Here is a 19,113-nt window from a genome sequence, read left to right on the forward strand (position 1 = left end):
ATGCTTCCAGAAACACGCAACTATGGTCAAGAAGTTACACTGATAATGAATAGTGGAATTCAATTTCTTGATTTTGCACTAAAAATAGATTGGAAAGATAATCAATGGCGCAGTAAAATTAATGGTAGTTTTATTGATCCTTCTGAAAGTGGGGCGCTAGTTAGATTAATTGAAGATAGTAATAATGGTAAATTTTTTGTACCAGATAATCTCTCTTTTGCTGTAACCCCTACACAAGAGATTAGTGTTGACCAATCATTAAAATTGTATGATGGTATTTGGTTGCCTGTTCCTGTTTTGAGATCAATACCGCCTGAAAGATTTGATAAAGGACCTCATAACTGGAGTCGTGTAAGGATTGTTAGCATTCCAGAAGGAGAAGATCCTGATGGCAATACACACCGTATAACTTTTGCATTTGATACTAAAATCTTTGCAAACATGCAAGACGTTGTTTACTTAGCACCAACTGAAAATGATGTAAAAACAGGTTCCGTATTCAGTTTGGCACATCGTTCAGATCAGGTTTCTTGGTATCTAGAACTAAAATGGATAACAAGTTGGTTAATTGACTTGTTCCAAGAATTGGCTCCTCAGCCTGAACGGCTAAAAATACACAAAGATGATATTGAATTACAAATAAGTAATAAAGCTTATTATGGTCATTATCTGAACATTCTTAATTTGCTTGCAGATTCAATACAGCTACCAACAATCAAAATAGTATCAAACGATAAAAATGATGTTGTCAAATCAATTCCTGTCGATATGATTCTTGATGTTGGAAACAGTCGAACTTGCGGGATCTTAATCGAGGATCATATTCAAGATAAAGATAGTTTAAATCATCGTTATGAACTTGAAATTCGAGATCTTACCCAACCAGAACATATTTACAATGAACCTTTTGAAAGTCGAGTTGAATTTGCTCAAACTTTCTTTGGTAAGGAACATTTTTCTTTACAAAGTGGAAGGCGAGATACTTTTCGCTGGCCAAGTATCGTACGGGTAGGTAAAGAGGCTAGCCGTCTTGCAAGCCGACGTGAAGGTAATGAGGGAGCAACAGGACTTTCAAGTCCAAAACGTTATTTATGGGATAAAGATAAATATGAACAAGGTTGGCGCTTTAATTCTCATTATGTAAAAAGTGATCATGAACCGTTTGCGACAGCGGAACCCTTTTCAAGTTTAATTAATGAATATGGTGAAGCACTACACATTTTAAGTAATGATATTGAAGAAGAATATGACCGCAAAATGCCAGTGTTCCATCCAAAATACTCGCGTAGTTCATTAATGACATTCATGCTATGTGAAGTTTTAATGCATGCTTTAATGCAAATAAATAGTGTTGCTCAACGTAATAAACTTGAACATGCTAAAACTCCCCGTAATTTGCGTTCTATCATTTTAACTATTCCACCAGCAATGCCTAAACCTGAACAGGCAATTTTTAAAAGTTGTGTTTATCAAGCTATAGGACTTGTTTGGAAAAGTCTTGGTTGGGATAATTCAGATAGTAATATTGATTTTAGTAACAGTGATCAATTAAATAGTATTTGGCCAAATATTCCTGAAGTTTATATTCAATGGGATGAAGCAACCTGCGGTCAAATTGTTTATCTGTTTAACGAAACACAAAATAATTATAATGGACGCAGTGAAGAATTTATTGCATCAATAGTTCGTCCTGATAAAGTTAATAAGAAAAAACTAACAATCGCAACAGTTGATATTGGCGGTGGTACAACTGACCTAGTTATTAATGACTACGAGCTTGATTATGGTAGCAGTAAGCAAACAAATGGTAGTAATACTTATATTGTTCCTATTCAACGTTTTCGTGATGGATTTAAAGTTGCAGGGGATGATATTTTACTTGATATCATTCAAGATGTTGTATTGACCTCATTAACCAATGGTTTAAAGAAAGCAGGTTTAACTGATCCAAATCCAATTTTATCAACGATTATTGGTTCACAGCAACTTTCTATTCAAGACGCTGTATTACGCCAACAGATCAACTTACAGTTATTTACGCCAATTGGATTACAAGTGTTAAAGCAATATGAGCTTTACGATCCACTTCATGCAGATCAACATGTGTATAACACAACTTTCAGTGAGTTACTACAGCATACATCTATGACTGATCATGTTTTGAATTTTATTAATGAACCGATTAGACGAGCTTTAAATAATCCAATATTTTCAGTGCTTGATCTCAGTATAGAGATTAATTTGAAACGTATTCATTACTTATTCATTCGTGGTGATTATTATAATATCTGTAAGACATTTGATGCATTATCTGAAATTATCAGTTGTTATCAATGTGACGTATTGTTGCTAACGGGTCGTCCATCACGCCTACCTGGCGTTCAAAGTTATTTTCGTTCACGCTTATCAATACCTTCAGGAAGAGTTTTACCATTACATGGCTATTATACGGGAGGGTGGTATCCGTTTCATAAACAAGAACGAATTGATGATCCAAAAACCACAGCAGCTGTTGGGGCAATGCTCTGTTTTTTAAGTAAGAATTTAAGACTATCTAATTTTTATTTTAGATCATCAAATATCGATTTATATTCAACGGTTAAATACATTGGTCTGCTTGATAATTTAAATATGATAAAAGATGAAAATATTTATTATCGAGATATTGATTTAGATGATCCTGATTATGATTTTCCTGATATCTCATTTGAGATCCGAGGGACAACCAGACTCGGATTTAAACAATTAGAAATTGATCGTTGGCCTGCATCACCAATTTATATCTTAACGATTGAAAATAGCGATGTTGCCAAAAGGCTCAGTGCGGAAGGTGTAGTTTTAGAAGTAACATTAGGAATAAAAAACCAACAAAAAACGGTTGAGAATTTCTATATTAAAGATGTTAAAGCTTCAGATGGACGTGCCTGCAACAAAACTAAAGATATAAAGCTAAATTTAAATACAATGGTAAATTCAGGTTTAATTAGCACACAATATTGGCTTGATAGTGGAATAATAAAGCGATGAAAAATTTAAACGAACAACTACCTAAATCCTGGGAACAGGTTTATCAAGCATCTGCAAAGGCCATTGAATGGGTGGATCAAACGCGTAACTCATCTAAACGTCTGAATAATGAAGCTGATAGTTTAATTCTCGATCTTCGTCGTCTTCGTAATAGTGCAAAAAAGTTAGGTGATGTATCAAATAAATCTGTTGCAGTTGGTTTTTTTGGTTTATCGCAGGCAGGAAAATCTTATCTAATTTCAGCATTGGCAGCAGGTCAAAATGGTAAACTTGAAACTGTTGTTGATAATGAAATTTTAGATTTTATCGATCATGTTAATCCTGTCGGTAGTGGTAAAGAGGCAACGGGTCTAGTGACTCGTTTTAGCCGAATAGCTAAAGGAGGTATTGCAAATTATCCTTTAGAACTAAAACTCTTTCAAGAAATTGAAATTGTTAAAATTTTAATTAATGCTTATTTTAAAGATTTTGATCAACAAAGAATTAGTAATAAAATCGAATTTTTCTCATTAAATCAGCTGATTCAAAATATTGAAAGTAAAAAACAAGATGAATATACAGGTGGTATTACTGAAGATGATATTGTTGATCTATATGATTATCTAACTGAAAATTTTGGTAATTCGCTTGAAGGATTAAAAGGTGGTTATTGGGAAAAAGCGATGTATTTGCTACCGTATCTTAAAACTTCTGAACGTAGTGCTCTTTTTTCAGTTTTATGGGGCGGTATCAGTGAAATTACGGCTGTTTATATACAATTAGCGACAACATTAGCTAGCTTAAATTATGTTAGTACAGTATATGCACCAATTTCAGTATTAGTTAAAGATAATAATGGTACTAAGTCGCAAATTGACAGTATTATGAATGTCGACATCCTTGAACGATTAAATACTGACCGAGACTCATCAGTAACTATTACTCCTCAAAATGGTGTACCAACCTCGATTTCTCTGGCTCAACTTGCTTTTTTAACCGCTGAATTAACTTTTCCATTAGTAAATCAAACGCGTGTGCCTACGTTTGAAAAAGTTGATTTGCTTGATTTCCCAGGATATCGGGGACGATTAAATTTAACTTCTATTTCAGATGTTAAAGAAGGTAATCCTATTGCTCAACTTTTATTACGGGGTAAAGTTGCTTATCTTTTCGAAAAATACACTGATAATCAAGAAATGAATGTTCTTGTAGTTTGTACTCCATCAGATAAACAATCTGATGTTAACGATGTTGGTCCCGTTCTTGAACGTTGGATAGATAAGACCCAAGGAGAGTCAGCAGAAAAAAGAGCGACTAAAAAAGCAGGACTATTATGGGCTATTACTATGTTCGATAAACGTATTAGCAACTCACTAACTTTATCAGAAGATAATCTTAAAAATAGTTGGGGTAAAGGTGGATTACTACAACAAACCATTTTAGAACGTTTTGGTAACTATGATTGGTTAACAAATTGGTTTAATGAACATAAATTCAACAATGTTTTTTTAGTACGAAAACCAGGTTTTGATGTACCATTTTTAAATACTGATGCAGAGACAAAACTTGAATTATCTTACAACGATACTTATCAGGAAAAAATGCAAATTTTAAAAAATACATTTGTTGAAGATCCTGATATCAAAGAGTATGTTAACGATCCAGATCAGGCATGGGATGCCATGTTAAAATTGAATGATGGTGGTATCGGAAGAATTAGCCAATATTTAGAGCAAGTTGCTATCACTGAAATGAAACAACAACGCATTGTTGAACAACTCAATGAAAAAATTGATTATATTATTAATATGCGTTTTGATACTTGGTATCAGGCAGATAATGATGAAGAACTTGGTAAGAAAAAACAGATTATCGCTGATGTCGTTAAAGAACTACAGGGAAAAGCCTTATTATTGGGGGAACTACTTAAAGTATTAGAACTACCTGAACAAACCATTCGTGCGCTTTATCATACTAGTGAAACAGGTACTGATACATCTAAAAACGAAGCTCATGATGATATGGGTAATGATATATCAACCGATTTTGGATTGAATACCGACTTTGAATTATTTTCCGATGATAATTTCTCATCTAATATAAAACCAGTAACCATTTTACCAACTGAATGTAAATTGGCTAAAACAATATTTACAACATGGCTAGAGTATTTAAGAAATATTGTTTTAGATAAACATATTTTACAATTTTTTGGTTTGGAGCAAAAATCACTATCTTTTATTGTCGAAGAGCTTATTACTGCAGCAAATCGTCTAAAAATTGAAGCAAGTTTAACTGAACGAATATTGCAAAATGAAAATACAGGTAGTAAACGCGATGATTTAGAGTCTAGACAAGTGAGTACTATACATACTTTATTAGCAGACTTCATTGCATGGCTCGGTTTTGTTCCAGGGCAATCTATTGAAATACCAATGAGCCGAGTTAATCAAGGTAAACCAATATTTTCTTCACCATTGAGCCAATTTTCAAGTCAATTATCACATCCACTACCAGTACTTGATGATAAGACTAAAAATTATTCTCAATTTGCTATATTTGATTGGTTTATTGCATTTGCTATGCTTGCTCAAGAAAATGTTGGGCATCATGCTGGGCGTGAAATAAGTCAAGAACAAAACTCTCGACTTGGTGAGATTTTAATGTTCTTTAAACAATCACAAATAAAATAGTTATTTTAAATAAATTAAGTGACAATCATTTTATCGTCATTAAATAAATAAGGTAGCATGAAGCTATCTTGGATTATGAAAAGTTTATCAATCTATATTGATAAACTCTTAGTTGTGAAATAGAGGATATCATGGCACTAAGAATTGAATTAGAAGGGTATAAACCAGGTATTGCTAGATTTTTGGCACAAAAATGGAATGGCAGTGCTGATATTGATATATTGATTCAACGTAACCAAGATAATTATTATTTATCCGATCTTAATCAATGGGGACCAGAAAAAAATTGGCATTCATTGAATAATATGTCAGTAGATAATGAGCAATTAATTGGATATGTTGATGAATGGCTAGTTGACTCTTTATTATCTCAAGAAAACAGTGTTAGATTTCTTATTCAAATTCGTGATAAACAAAATGAAAGTTATACAGATCGTGGAGTAGTTAATATTGGTGAAGCAGTATTTCCATCCTCTGCTTTGAATACTCAAATAGAACAACCGCAGGTTATTGAACAAAATACGATTGAGATAAATGAGGACAATTCGAATTCGGTTGCATCAGATTCTACTGAATCTTTAGATTCTCAATCTGAATTGCCAACTGTTGAAGAAGAAAATCAAGCAATGACAGAGTCTGAGGTTGAGATAGAAGTCATACCAGAACCAGCAACTACACAAGAAGTCATCTCTACCCCAGAACCGACTAAATCAAAAAGTAAATTGAGGATATTTATCCTAATTTTTATAATAATACTGATTTTTAGTGGGCTTGGTGCATTAGCATGGTATTTCTTATTTTCTCAAGATAAAAGTTCTTCAGATACTTCAATACAAGGCAATAGTCAGTGTAATGTCGCTAATGTAACAAGTGATGATTTAACCTTTATTCAACAATGTTTACAGTCAAAACCGAATACTGATGTGTTAATTGAGTTAATCAATCAAGCAAAACAAGTGAATAAATGTAATATTGCTCAGCGGTTATATGCGAATCAATCCTTATTAAATGCTAAAATTGCCTTACTTTATGCCAAAGAATATGATGAAAAATTTTATCATAACAACTCGTGCTTTAAAACAGATAAGGAAACGGCGATTTATTGGTATGAAACTACATTAAATAATGATCCTAATAACTCCTTGGCTAAAGAGCGTCTAGCTGAATTGCAAAAATAATAAGGTGCAAGTATGAAAAGAAAAGTAATTTCAACATTAATTATCGGATTTAGTTTTACTTGTTTACCTTTGGTTAGTTCGGCTATAGAACCATTAAAGCAAGAGGGTAAAACAACACTTTACCAGCGAGTTCTTAGTACTCCAACTTGTGAGTTAAAAAAAGATATTAAGGATTCTACTGGTCAATCAGTGCCTGCCTTTTCTCGTTATTATGTTTATGAGCGTAAAACGGATAATAATCAACAATGGCTTAGTGTTGGTCCAGATTCTTATGGAAAAACCATAGGTTGGATTAATAATGCATGTGCTATCGCTTGGAATATGCAAATGACATTAGTCTTTACTAACCCTGTTGATCGTGATTCTCTCTTATTTTTTAAAGATAAAGCCTCACTTACGACTTTTGTTGATGCAAATCAACCTGAAACTTTGTTAAAACCGATTAGAGAGGCACTTAAAAACAATAAATCAGTCCCTGAAATTATTGCTCAAGAGCCAAAAGAGTATGTTGATTTTAAATCAAATTTTTATTTATTACCTATTTTACAAGGTGAAGAAGTAATGAATGGTAAAGGATTTTATGAGCGTATTTTAGAAGTTGCTTCAGTGAGTAAGCAAGATGATTTGGTAAAAAATAATAACGCTCAATCTAATGTACAAAGTTCTGATAATGACATCAATCAGGTAGCGCCATTCAAAGCTGCGATAGTATTTGTTATAGATTCGACTATTTCAATGGATCCTTATATTTCAAGAACTAAAGAAGCGGTTGAACAAGTATATCGACATATAGAAAAGGAAAATTTACAACAACAAGTAAAATTTGGTCTAGTTTCATTCCGTTCAAGTTTACAAGCATCGGATAAATTAGAGTTTTTAACAAAGATTTTTGTTGATCCTAACAAGGTACAAAATAGAGAAGATTTTATGCAGTTAAGTTCATCGCTTAAACAGGCGACTGTTTCTACTGCTTATTTTGCTGAAGATTCTTATGCTGGTATTGCAAAAGCATTAAATGATATTAATTGGAATAGCTTTGGCGCACGTTATATGATTTTGATCACTGATGCTAGTGCTATTCCTGGCGATGATAAACTTTCCAGTACTGGAATGGATGCTGCGCAGTTAAGACTTGAAGCTCAACATAAGGGTGTTGCTATTTATGCATTACATTTAAAAACACCAAGTGGTGAAAAAGATCACCAAGTTGCGGCTACTCAGTATTCAGATCTAACTTATAATGATTATATCCATAAATCACTTTATTATCCTGTTAATGCCGGTGATGTAAATGAATTTGGTAATAAAGTAGACTTGTTAGCTAAAGCTCTGTCAGAACAAGTTAAACTAGCGTATAAAGGTGAAGCATCAGTAGGTAATGCAATTAACGCTAAAGATGATAGCTCCAATATGTTAAAAGATGCATTGTTATTAAGTAAGGCGATGCAACTTGCTTATTTAGGTGGTACGAATGGTACGAAAGCACCTTCAGTTTTCAAAGGATGGATTGCTGATAAAGATTTTGTTAACCCAACGATACCAACAGCCGAACCTCGTATCTTGTTGACCAAATCTCAATTAAGTGATTTAAGTGATATTGTCAGTAAAATAGCTAATGCGGCTAATGATGGGTTAATTTCTGCTGATGATATGTTTTCCCAGTTACGTTCTGTTGCTGCAGCTATGGGACAAGATCCAAATAAATTAAAATCAGATTCAGTGACTAAAATTGCCGATTTAGGTTTATTAGGTGAATATTTAGATAATATTCCATACAAAAGTGATGTCACAGCTCTTGATCAAGATACTTGGAAAAGTATGAGCGGGTTAGAGCAAGAAAAATTTATTCGAAATTTAAATAGCAAAATTCGTTACTACCAAAAATGTAATGCCGATGTTGATCGTTGGATATCATTAGCTGAAGGAAGTGATCCACGAGATAATGTTTATCCTATTCCATTAGAAATGTTACCGTAAAGCAAATGTTAGTAATAAAACAACTTGAAATTTCTCGATTAACGGGTAACTCTTCTTTTAGAGTCTGTTTACCTGAATTGAGATTAAGAGCAGGGGATGTTGTTGTGATTCAAGGAGACAGTGGATCGGGAAAAAGCACTTTGCTTGAAATGATTGGTATGATACTCAAACCAGATAATATAGATGACTTTAAACTTTTTTTAGACAATAACGATCTTGATATTGCTAAATTGATTAATAACAATGATATAAATCAATTAGCCAATATACGTGCTCAATATTTAGGATTTATGCTGCAAACTGGTGGTTTACTGCCATTTTTGAAGATATATGATAATCTTTTATTGCCACTTAAATTATTACAAAAAAATGTTGATAATTCACGGTTAGAATATTTGATAAATAAACTAGGCATTTCTCATTTGTTAAATAAATATCCTAAACAATTATCGATTGGTGAGCGTCAACGAGCTTCTTTTATTCGTTCAATTATCCATAAACCAGCATTATTGCTTGCAGATGAACCAACCTCTGCTCTCGATCCTTATAATGCAAATTTACTTTTTGATTTAATTATTGAACAGGCAAAACAAGATAATATTGCAGCTATAATAGTTACTCATGATTGGCAACGTGTTTCTACTAAAGGTTTATTCACTTTATCCGCTAAGTTAGTATCCTCACATTCATCAGAATTTTTACCTTTACATGATAGGCAATAAAAAATGGCTAAAGTAATATCTAAATGGTTGCTCATTATTCGTTTGTCATTTGCTGATTTATGGTATGACAAAAAAGTTTCATTTTGCATCATTGCATCGGTTATATCTGTTATTACACCGTTATTATTATTATTTAGTTTAAAGTATGGGGTTGTTTCACAGCTTCGTGAGCAACTACTTAATGATCCTCAAAATTTGGAAGTGAAAATTGTAGGGAATTTACATCTTGATGATGCAGTGTTTGATTGGATAAGTAAGCAACCAGAAACCGCTTTTGTCATCCCATTAACTCGTTCACTTAATACTCAGGCCGATTTAATGAAAGATTCAAGCCATTTTGTGAGTAACGCTGAGATTATACCAACAGCTAGTGGAGATCCACTTACAAACGATTTTCCTAAAATTGATAATGAAAATAAAGTTTTACTAAGTGCTTTATCTGCTGAAAAAATGCAAGTTACTGTTGGTAGCCGGATAAAACTAATTATTACAAGACAACTTGATGGTAAATTCGAAAAAGGTTTAACTGAATTAGAAGTTATTGGCATTATTCCAGAAAATCGTTATAGCCGAACAGCTGCTTTTGTTTCATTAAATTTATTGATTGCTATGGAAAATTTTTATGATGGTTATCAAAGTGACCTTTTTGCAACTCAAACAGGTAAACTTAATCCCCCAAACCATACTTCATTTGCACGAGCACGTATTTATGCGAATTCGCTAGATAATGTGGCGCCGCTATCTTTTAAGTTACGAGAAAAGCAGATTGAAACGCGTACTCAATCTAATGCAATTGAGAATATAAAAGCAATTGATCGGGTATTTAGTTTTATATTTAGTGTAATTGCTTTTACTGCAGGTTTTGGTTGTATTTTATCATTTATTGGTTCATTTTTATCTAACATTGAACGTAAGCGTAAAGATATTGCTTTTATGCGTTTGCTTGGTTTTCAATCAAAAAATATTATGCTTTATTTGATTAACCAAGCTGTAATGTTGAGTTGCTTGGCATTTTTTGTATCTCTTATTCTATTTTTATTAGGAAATCATGCGTTTAACAATGTTTTAGGGAAAAATTTAGTTTCACAACCTATTGTAAGTCGATTACAATTTTATCATCTGGTTGTTGCATTTATGTTGAACATGTTTATTACATGTATCGTAGTGTTTATAGGAGGTCAACGTGCCATTAAAATCCAGCCAGCTGAAAGTTTACGAGAAGTTTAATACTAAAAAAAATATATTTTGTGTATTAATATTTATAGGCATGAGTTTATTTCCTTTCATCAGCTATGCTGAGCCATGGGATACTAGTTTTTATAATCCTAAACCCTCGAACGATGATGTTATTTTACCAATGCCATGTGATGGTAGCTTGGTGATGAAGAAAGTCTATACACCTACAAATAAACCATTAGATGATATCAAAGTTATTCTGGGTAGCAACCAAAAAGAGCTTGGTTTTGCTGAATATGCAACTCCAAATTATATTTCGGGTAGTTTTTCAGATAACGGTAAAGAACGATATTATCTGATAGGTAAGTATGAAGTAACAGCATTGCAATATCAATCTGTGATGAATGATACTTGCCCTTCAGCAAAAATTTTACTTATATTTCCAGTGACAAATATTAGTTGGTTTGATGCTATTGCATTTACTGATAAATATAACCGATGGTTAATTGAAAATCAGACAAAAACTAAATTAAACAAGATTCCACAAGGGTATTTTCGCTTACCTAATAATACTGAATGGGAATATGCGGCACGAGGTGGTACAAAAGTAACTGAATCTGAATTTCGTGAAAACCACTTTCCAATGACAGCTAACTTAGAAAATTACGCTTGGTTTTCTGGAGCAAAATCTGCTAATGGTAAACTACAACTTATTGGTCGATTACAGCCTAATCCGCTGGATATTTATGATATTTTGGGTAATGCAAATGAAATGATGTTTGACTCTTTTCGTATGAATAAGTTAGATCGTTATCATGGGCAAGAAGGAGGAATGATTGTTCGTGGTGGCAGTTATTTAACTCCTGAGTCGTCAATAACTACAGCATTTCGTACTGAAAAACCTTATTATGATGATAAAGGTGCTTACAAGAGTCAGGATGTTGGATTTCGTTTGGTTTATACAACTTCAGTCATGAATTCAAGTGAGGCTGTTAAAGTTTTAGATAAACAATGGAGTGAACTTGGAAATGAAACAACAAGTTCCGCAAATGGTAACATTGTTAATGAACTTGAGAAAATTACTAAACAAGTTGATGATGAAAAAACAAAAAAAGAATTGAATCAACTCAATACGTTGTTACGTAGTGCAAATCAAGCTAGAGATGAACAACGAAATCGTTCTATACAGTCAGCATTACAATTAGGTGCATTTTTGTGCGCCAATGTTTCAGATTTAAACAGTAAATTTGAATACAATAATAACTTGTATAATACAATGACTAATGAAATTTGCGATCCAGATGAAACAGAAACATTGCCTGATGATAATATGTGTTCAAAAGTTAGGCTCAATAATTTAAAACAGGTACTCAATGAATCAAAAAATGCAAGAGACTTTATTTTAAAATATTATGCCGATACTATCGTTACTACTGCATCAAATTATGAAAAAAATATCATTAATGAGCAAGCTCAACCCACACAATTTATTTTGCAAAACAGTGGTAAAGCCAACATGAGTGATTACTTAAAACTTTATTTACAGCATATTAATCAATACATTGTGTCAGGAAAGGTTGATAGAACAACTTGGTTACAGTCTTGTGATGAGATAAAAGGAAAAAAATAATGAACAAAGTAATAGGAACATTAGCTTTATGCATATCGATAATTTTAACTGGTTGCCAATCCTCATCAGGTGGTGTAAGTACTAGAAATGCCGATCCTGCTTTAACTAAAGATACTACAGCTCAATTTTTCAGTAAATCCGCTTGGCAAGCTTGTGCTATAGGTGTTGGTATTATGGGAGTTGGCTGTTTGTTGTTAGGTGAAAAAGCGCGCACATGCCTTGCTTCAGCAGCTGTTGGTTGTGGTGTAATGATGGGAGGAAACTATTACTTGGATACTAAACGCGAAGAGTATGCTGATGCTGAGATGCGTATTGATGCTTACATTCAAGATCTTCAACAAAACACACTAGAAGTTCAATTAATCACACAAAATGCAAAGAATGTTTTGGATAAAAATTTAGCCACACTTCATACATTAAATGAACAAATAAAAAATGATAATGTGAATAAAAAGCAAGTTCAGAAAGATTTGACTCAAATTGATGCAAATATTGCTTATCTGAATGATAAATTAAAAAGAATTAAAAAAGTTGAAAATGATTGGGTTAATCTTTCTGTACAAGAACAACAATCAGGTGTAAATGTAACAAGATTAGATAAAGAAATTAGTCAATTACATAAACAAATTGCTGCACTTGAAAAACAAATTAATCTAGTTACTCAACAACGTTCAGCTGTGAAGGTCAGTTAATTATGAAAAGAATATCTATTATTTCACTTTTGTCTTTAGTTTCTCTCGTAGGTTGTTCAACAACTCCTGAACAATGTGATCCAAGAAATACTAATTTGGGTATTATGGATAAAATAAGCTGTAACTATTCTGGCAATTACCAGACACGTATTGATCAGAAGAAGAAAATTCTTGAAGATGAGCAAAAAGCTAACCAGCAGTTTAAAGAAATTTATGCCAATATAGAAAAACAAAAAAATGATACAACTTTAAGTCTTAAGCAAAAACAAGCTCAGCAAAACAAACTTAAACAAGACTTAATGAAATTGACTAATGAAGTTAAAGAAAAAGCTAAAGATCGTGATGATTTACAAAAACAAGTTAATGACATTCAACAACAATTTAAACAAGTTAATCAATCAAATAAGTCAGAAATTGAAAAACAAGTTGAACTCGACAAATTGTATATAAAACTTCAAAAATTACAAAAAGCGTTAAATATATAAATATACTTGTGCTTAATAAAATATTGATAAAAAAGTTAAATGTAAGGAATTAATAACAAATGCAGAGAATAATAAGGATTAAGATTGATCATAATGATTTTCAAAAAATGTCTTTATTGGATCAGTATAATTCTTTGTTAACGTTATTAAAACCACATTTAACTGAACGAACCTTTTCAATTTTAGCTACGCCCAAATTAATTGATGACAATCAGTATTTGGGGTGGTATACAGATCTTCAGGGTCAACCTGTTTTTCTAAATAGTGTTGCTGATGAAGTATTAAAAAAGCAAATATCAGAAAAATTACAAACACGAATTTGCGACATTGAATTAACCATTAAATCTTTGCAGTTGAATGAGGATCAACAAGCGTTGGTTTCATCTTGGTTACCAAGAATTAAAAGTTTAGGTAACCAAATCTATATTGTTAATGGTGAACCAGTGATTATAAATACATTTGAAGATCCTATCTTACCACCACCTGTTGTTGCGCTTTCAACTATACCGATGAAAAAATTTTGGCGTTGGTGGCATTTTCTGATATTAGCTCTTTTATTTGTAGCATTAGGATCCTTGTTATACTTTTTGTATCCTTTCAATAAAGCCAATATAGTAGACGAAATACCTAAATTAACTATTATACCGCCAGTATTGGTTAAGAAACCCGAACCAGAACCGGCTCCTGTTGCTAGAAATTGTATTCCTAAAGAAGATGTGATAAAAAATAATAATGCATCGAAAATGGTGATGATATTTGATAATTCGGCTTCAATGACATTAACGTTAATGGAGTCAAAATCAGCTATTAATCAGTATTTAGCAAGTGATTTCAGTATGATGACAGAAAAAGAAGCTGATGCTTATGAAGCGCGAATGACAAGGTTACCTAATCGTTTATCAAGTAGTAAAAAAGTCGCATTGTCGACTATTGATAAAATACAACAAGATATTAATATTGCTCTCGTTACATTAACCAGTTGCCCTGTTGCACAAACGACTTCATTTTATGATCATGCCAGCCGCGAAAAACTAAAAAATAAGATTAATAAACTCAATCCATTAGAATATAATAGTGCTACGCCATTATACAGTGGTGTACAGCAAGCGAGTAAAATGCTTGATGGTGTAAATCGCGATGATTATATTTTAATAATTAGTGATGGTGAAGATAATTGTACTAAAAGAAATATTTGTACATTAGCTAGTAAAATTGCAGCTAAACAGCCTCGTTTAAAAATTAATATTGTTGATATTGCTGGGCAACATAAAATTGACTGTGTAGCGAAAAGCACAGGTGGTAAAGTTTATATCGCACAAAATCCGACAGAAATTGTTAATCAAATGAATAATGCTGTTTCTGACTTGAATATTACTAAACCTATCTGTGAATGATATTAAGTTAAAAAATATTTCTTATAGAAATTAATTAAAAAATAATGATATAAATAGGCTTCACACTAGATTTGTATGAAGTCTGAAAATAATTAGAAATAAGGACGTGGGTTAACAATGCAACGTATAACTCGAGTTAAAGTCGATGACAACAATCCATCAAAACTCATTTTATTAGATCAATATAATTTAATATTATCGTTACTAAAACCTTATTTGACCGAACGGACTTTTTCGATTTTTGCGGTACCGAAGTTAATAGATAATAATCAATATTTAGCTTGGTACACAAACCTTGAAGGTCAACCTATTCCAGTTGATAGTATTGCAGATGAGTCATTAAAACAAAAGATAACGGAAACGTTAAAAATTCGAATAAATGATGTTGAAACATCTATCAAAACAATTGTATTGGATGAAGAACAGCAAAAAATAATTTCATTATGGTTACCTCGGATCAAAAGTTTAAGTAATGAAATTTTTGTTATTAATGATGACCCCGTAATAATTTATAGCCTTGATGAGCCTGTTTTACCTAAATCAGCCATTACAGAGCCAGTCATTTCTCCAAAAACTTTCTGGAGATGGTGGCATGTATTATTGTTATCTTTATTATTATTAGCCGCATTAGGTGCTTTGCTGTTCTGTTTTTATCCATTTAACAAGGATAAAATAGCAGAAACGATACCTCAAATTACCATTATTCCTCCTATATTGGTAAAAAAACCAGAGCCAGAACCAATTGCTGAATCTTCTAAAGAAGAACCTAAATTTGTTGAGAATTTAGAGCCAAAAGAGTTACCAATTGAAGATAAAAAGCAAGATATCAAGATAGAAAATGCACCTAAACCAGTGCCAAAAGTCAAAAATCCTCCGAATTGTATTACTAAAGAAGAGATAAAGAATAATCCTAACCCATCAAGAATGATTATTGTGTTTGATAACTCTTTATCCATGATTGCAACGCTAGCTGAACCACCATCCGAAGTAGAGCAGTTCTTTCAATATTTAGGTTACGGTTATCCAAGTTATATGTCAGAACAAGAAAAAATTAAATATTATAAGAAGATGACTCGTTTACCAAGTCGTTTGTCGACAAGTAAAAAAGTAGCTTTATCAAGTATTGATAAAATACAACCTAATATCGACATTTCGCTTGTAACTTTAAATCATTGTCCAGCAGCACATGCTACACAATTTTATGATTATTCCAGCCGTAATATTTTAAAAAATAATATAAATAGACTTAATCCATCGGCTGTTGGTGGTGGAGGAACGCCACTTTATAGTGGTTTAGAGAAAGCAAGTAGCATGCTTGATGGTGTTAAACGTGAAGATTATATTTTAATTATTAGTGATGGTGAAGATAACTGTTCTAAGAATAATATCTGTACATTAGCAAATTATATTGCTACAAAAAAACCAAAGCTAAAAATTAATATTGTAGATATTGCAGGCGAACATAAAATTGATTGTGTTGCTAATATGACTGGAGGAAAAGTTTATATAGCTCAAAGTTCAAAAGATATGATTAAGCAGATGAATAAAGCCGTTTCAGATCTGAAAGTAGATAGGCCTGTGTGTCAATAAATTCTTTTATTTAATCGATTCAATAGATTGAATAAGGTGGTAAAAGAATGATATTAATTGTTAAAAAAAACCAGACCGTTGTCTGGTTTTTTAATTTATTTCTATTGAAAAAACAATTTTAAAAATCTAAATTAGCTGCTTTTAACGCATTTTCTTCGATAAATAATCGACGAGGTTCAACTTCATCACCCATTAATGTGGTGAACAGTTGATCAGCCTCTATAGCATCTTTGATCGTCACTTGTAACATCCGGCGACTAGTTGGATCCATCGTTGTTTCCCATAGTTGTTCCGGATTCATTTCTCCTAGACCTTTATAGCGCTGAATAGTGAGTCCTCGACGAGATTCGCGAATTAGCCAATCAACAGCTTCTTCAAAAGAATTAACAGGCTGTTTACGCTCACCTCGTTGAATAAATGCACTCTCTTCAAGTAGATCTTTTAATTGTGCTCCTAAGTGGCAGATATTGCGATATTCATTACTATGAATAAAGACTTGGTCTAATGCATAATTAGTATCAACGCCATGTGTTCTTACTTTTATGATTGGTACATATAATTGTGTTTTTTCATTAAAAGGAGCTGAATAACCATAGCTACTGCCGTGTTGTTCTTTACTTGATAATTTTTCTACAATGGTTTTTGCCCAATTTTCCGCTTGCTGTTGGTCTTTTAGTATATTTTCATCTAATACTTCATGATAAACCATTTCAGAAAGCAGCGCTTTAGGGTATCGTCGTTCCATTTTAGTAATTAACTTCTCGACTTTTTGATATTCAGCAATGAGCTTTTCCAATGCTTCCCCAGCTAATGCTGGTGCATGATCATTTACATGTAATGATGCATCTTCAAGAGCTAAAGCAATTTGAAATTGAGTCATCGCCTCATCATCTTTAATATATTGTTCTTGTTTGCCTTTTTTTACTTTATATAAAGGTGGTTGAGCAATGTAAACATAACCACGTTCAATAATTTCTGGCATTTGACGATAAAAGAACGTTAATAGCAATGTACGAATGTGTGAACCATCGACGTCAGCATCGGTCATAATAATGATACTATGATAACGCATTTTATCAGGATTATATTCGTCACGACCAATTCCACAACCCAGAGCAGTAATTAGTGTCGCTACTTCTTGGGAAGACAGCATTTTATCAAAACGCGCTTTTTCAACATTTAGAATTTTACCTTTAAGCGGTAAAATAGCTTGATTTTTACGGTTACGACCTTGTTTAGCCGAGCCACCAGCAGAATCCCCTTCCACTAAGTAGAGTTCTGAAAGAGCGGGATCTTTTTCTTGGCAATCAGCCAGCTTACCAGGTAATCCCCCTAAATCTAAGGCGCCTTTACGACGTGTCATTTCACGTGCTTTACGTGCAGCTTCACGGGCTCTTGCTGCATCAATGATTTTACCAACAACAATTTTGGCATCTGATGGGTTTTCAAGTAAGTATTCAGCTAATTTTTCACCCATAGTAGATTCCACCGCTGATTTAACTTCTGATGAAACCAACTTATCTTTAGTTTGTGATGAAAATTTAGGGTCTGGAACTTTTACAGATACTACTGCAATTAAACCTTCACGAGCATCATCGCCTGTCGCGCTGATTTTCGCTTTTTTACTGTACCCTTCCGCTTCCATATAATTGTTAAGTGTTCTAGTCATGGCACCACGAAAACCAGCTAAGTGGGTGCCGCCATCTCTCTGTGGAATATTATTAGTAAAACAATAGATGTTTTCCTGATATCCATCGTTCCACTGTAATGCTATTTCAACGCCAATACCGTCTTTTTCGGTACTAAAATAGAAAATTTTAGGATGAATAGGGTTTTTATTTTTGTTTAAGTATTCAACAAACGCTTTAATCCCACCTTCATAATGATAATGTTCGCTTTTACCTGTGCGCTCATCAAGTAGTCTTATCGATATGCCGGAATTTAAAAATGAGAGTTCTCGTAAGCGTTTAGCTAAAATTTCGTAGATAAATTCAATATTGGTAAAGGTTTCTGGACTTGGCCAAAAACGAACATAAGTACCTGATTCCGTTGTTTCACCAATGACTTTAAGTGGTTCTTGCGGAACACCAAGGTTATAAATTTGGCGATGAATCTTCCCATCGCGATAAATAATTAATTCTAATTTGTCTGATAAGGCATTAACAACCGAAACACCTACACCATGTAAACCACCAGAAACTTTATAAGAATTATCATCAAATTTACCACCAGCATGCAACACGGTCATAATAACTTCAGCTGCTGAAATTCCTTCTTCTTCATGAATACCAGTTGGAATACCTCGACCATCATCTCGCACAGAAACAGAGTTATCAGGATGAATAGTTACTTCAATATGGTGACAATAACCAGCTAATGCTTCGTCTATGGCATTATCGACTACTTCAAAAACCATATGGTGAAGTCCTGTTCCATCATCTGTATCACCAATATACATTCCTGGACGTTTTCGGACAGCATCAAGCCCTTTGAGTACTTTAATACTAGAAGAATCGTAAGAATTAGACATGAATTTCTCGACTTGTTTGATTGTTTATTTCGTTCTGTAT

The 19,113-nt window shown here is 32.9% G+C and carries 12 protein-coding genes; 11 read left to right on the forward strand and 1 reads right to left on the reverse strand.

Annotated features, from left to right (window positions below; genetic code table 11):
* The 11 genes from H3S88_RS03580 (at position 1) to H3S88_RS03630 (ending at position 16,543) form a co-directional block, all read left to right on the forward strand.
* Positions 1 to 3,027, forward strand: a complete 3,027-nt coding sequence (locus tag H3S88_RS03580) for a virulence factor SrfB (protein WP_198227568.1) — start codon at positions 1 to 3, stop codon at positions 3,025 to 3,027.
* A complete protein-coding gene (locus tag H3S88_RS03585; RefSeq protein WP_198227566.1) occupies positions 3,024 to 5,699 on the forward strand; it encodes a putative virulence factor in 2,676 nt (891 codons plus the stop codon). The genes H3S88_RS03580 and H3S88_RS03585 overlap by 4 nt, the downstream gene beginning before the upstream one ends.
* 131 nt (positions 5,700 to 5,830) lie before the next feature.
* On the forward strand, positions 5,831 to 6,877 hold the full coding sequence (locus H3S88_RS03590; protein WP_198227564.1) for a hypothetical protein: 1,047 nt from the start codon (positions 5,831 to 5,833) through the stop codon (positions 6,875 to 6,877).
* Positions 6,878 to 6,889: 12 nt separating this feature from the next.
* Complete coding sequence (locus tag H3S88_RS03595) at positions 6,890 to 8,854, forward strand: vWA domain-containing protein (RefSeq protein WP_198227562.1); 1,965 nt, start codon at positions 6,890 to 6,892, stop codon at positions 8,852 to 8,854.
* A gap of 5 nt (positions 8,855 to 8,859) precedes the next feature.
* Positions 8,860 to 9,576, forward strand: coding sequence for an ABC transporter ATP-binding protein (locus H3S88_RS03600; protein ID WP_198227560.1), 717 nt, complete (start codon positions 8,860 to 8,862; stop codon positions 9,574 to 9,576).
* 3 nt (positions 9,577 to 9,579) lie between these two features.
* Positions 9,580 to 10,803, forward strand: a complete 1,224-nt coding sequence (locus H3S88_RS03605) for an ABC transporter permease (protein ID WP_198227559.1) — start codon at positions 9,580 to 9,582, stop codon at positions 10,801 to 10,803.
* Positions 10,760 to 12,382 carry an SUMF1/EgtB/PvdO family nonheme iron enzyme gene (locus H3S88_RS03610; protein ID WP_198227558.1) on the forward strand — a complete coding sequence of 541 codons (1,623 nt, stop codon included), beginning with the start codon at positions 10,760 to 10,762 and terminating at the stop codon, positions 12,380 to 12,382. The genes H3S88_RS03605 and H3S88_RS03610 overlap by 44 nt, the downstream gene beginning before the upstream one ends.
* Complete coding sequence (locus H3S88_RS03615) at positions 12,382 to 13,074, forward strand: hypothetical protein (protein ID WP_198227557.1); 693 nt, start codon at positions 12,382 to 12,384, stop codon at positions 13,072 to 13,074. The genes H3S88_RS03610 and H3S88_RS03615 overlap by 1 nt, the downstream gene beginning before the upstream one ends.
* Before the next feature lie 2 nt (positions 13,075 to 13,076).
* A complete protein-coding gene (locus H3S88_RS03620) occupies positions 13,077 to 13,559 on the forward strand; it encodes a hypothetical protein (RefSeq protein WP_198227556.1) in 483 nt (160 codons plus the stop codon).
* Between the two features lie 107 nt (positions 13,560 to 13,666).
* Positions 13,667 to 14,953: a VWA domain-containing protein gene (locus H3S88_RS03625; protein WP_198227555.1), complete on the forward strand. Its 1,287-nt coding sequence runs from the start codon at positions 13,667 to 13,669 to the stop codon at positions 14,951 to 14,953.
* Positions 14,954 to 15,070: 117 nt separating this feature from the next.
* The gene (locus H3S88_RS03630) at positions 15,071 to 16,543 is read left to right on the forward strand and encodes a VWA domain-containing protein (RefSeq protein ID WP_198227554.1); all 1,473 of its coding nucleotides are present in this window, start codon (positions 15,071 to 15,073) and stop codon (positions 16,541 to 16,543) included.
* Positions 16,544 to 16,661: 118 nt separating this feature from the next.
* Here the strand turns inward: H3S88_RS03630 and gyrB are convergent, their stop codons facing one another.
* Positions 16,662 to 19,073, reverse strand: coding sequence for a DNA topoisomerase (ATP-hydrolyzing) subunit B (gene gyrB / locus H3S88_RS03635; protein WP_198227552.1), 2,412 nt, complete (start codon positions 19,071 to 19,073; stop codon positions 16,662 to 16,664).
* Positions 19,074 to 19,113: the final 40 nt, after the last annotated feature.

Origin of the sequence: Gilliamella sp. B14448G11, from assembly GCF_016101765.1 — a bacterium.
Lineage (GTDB): Bacteria > Pseudomonadota > Gammaproteobacteria > Enterobacterales > Orbaceae > Gilliamella > Gilliamella apicola_N.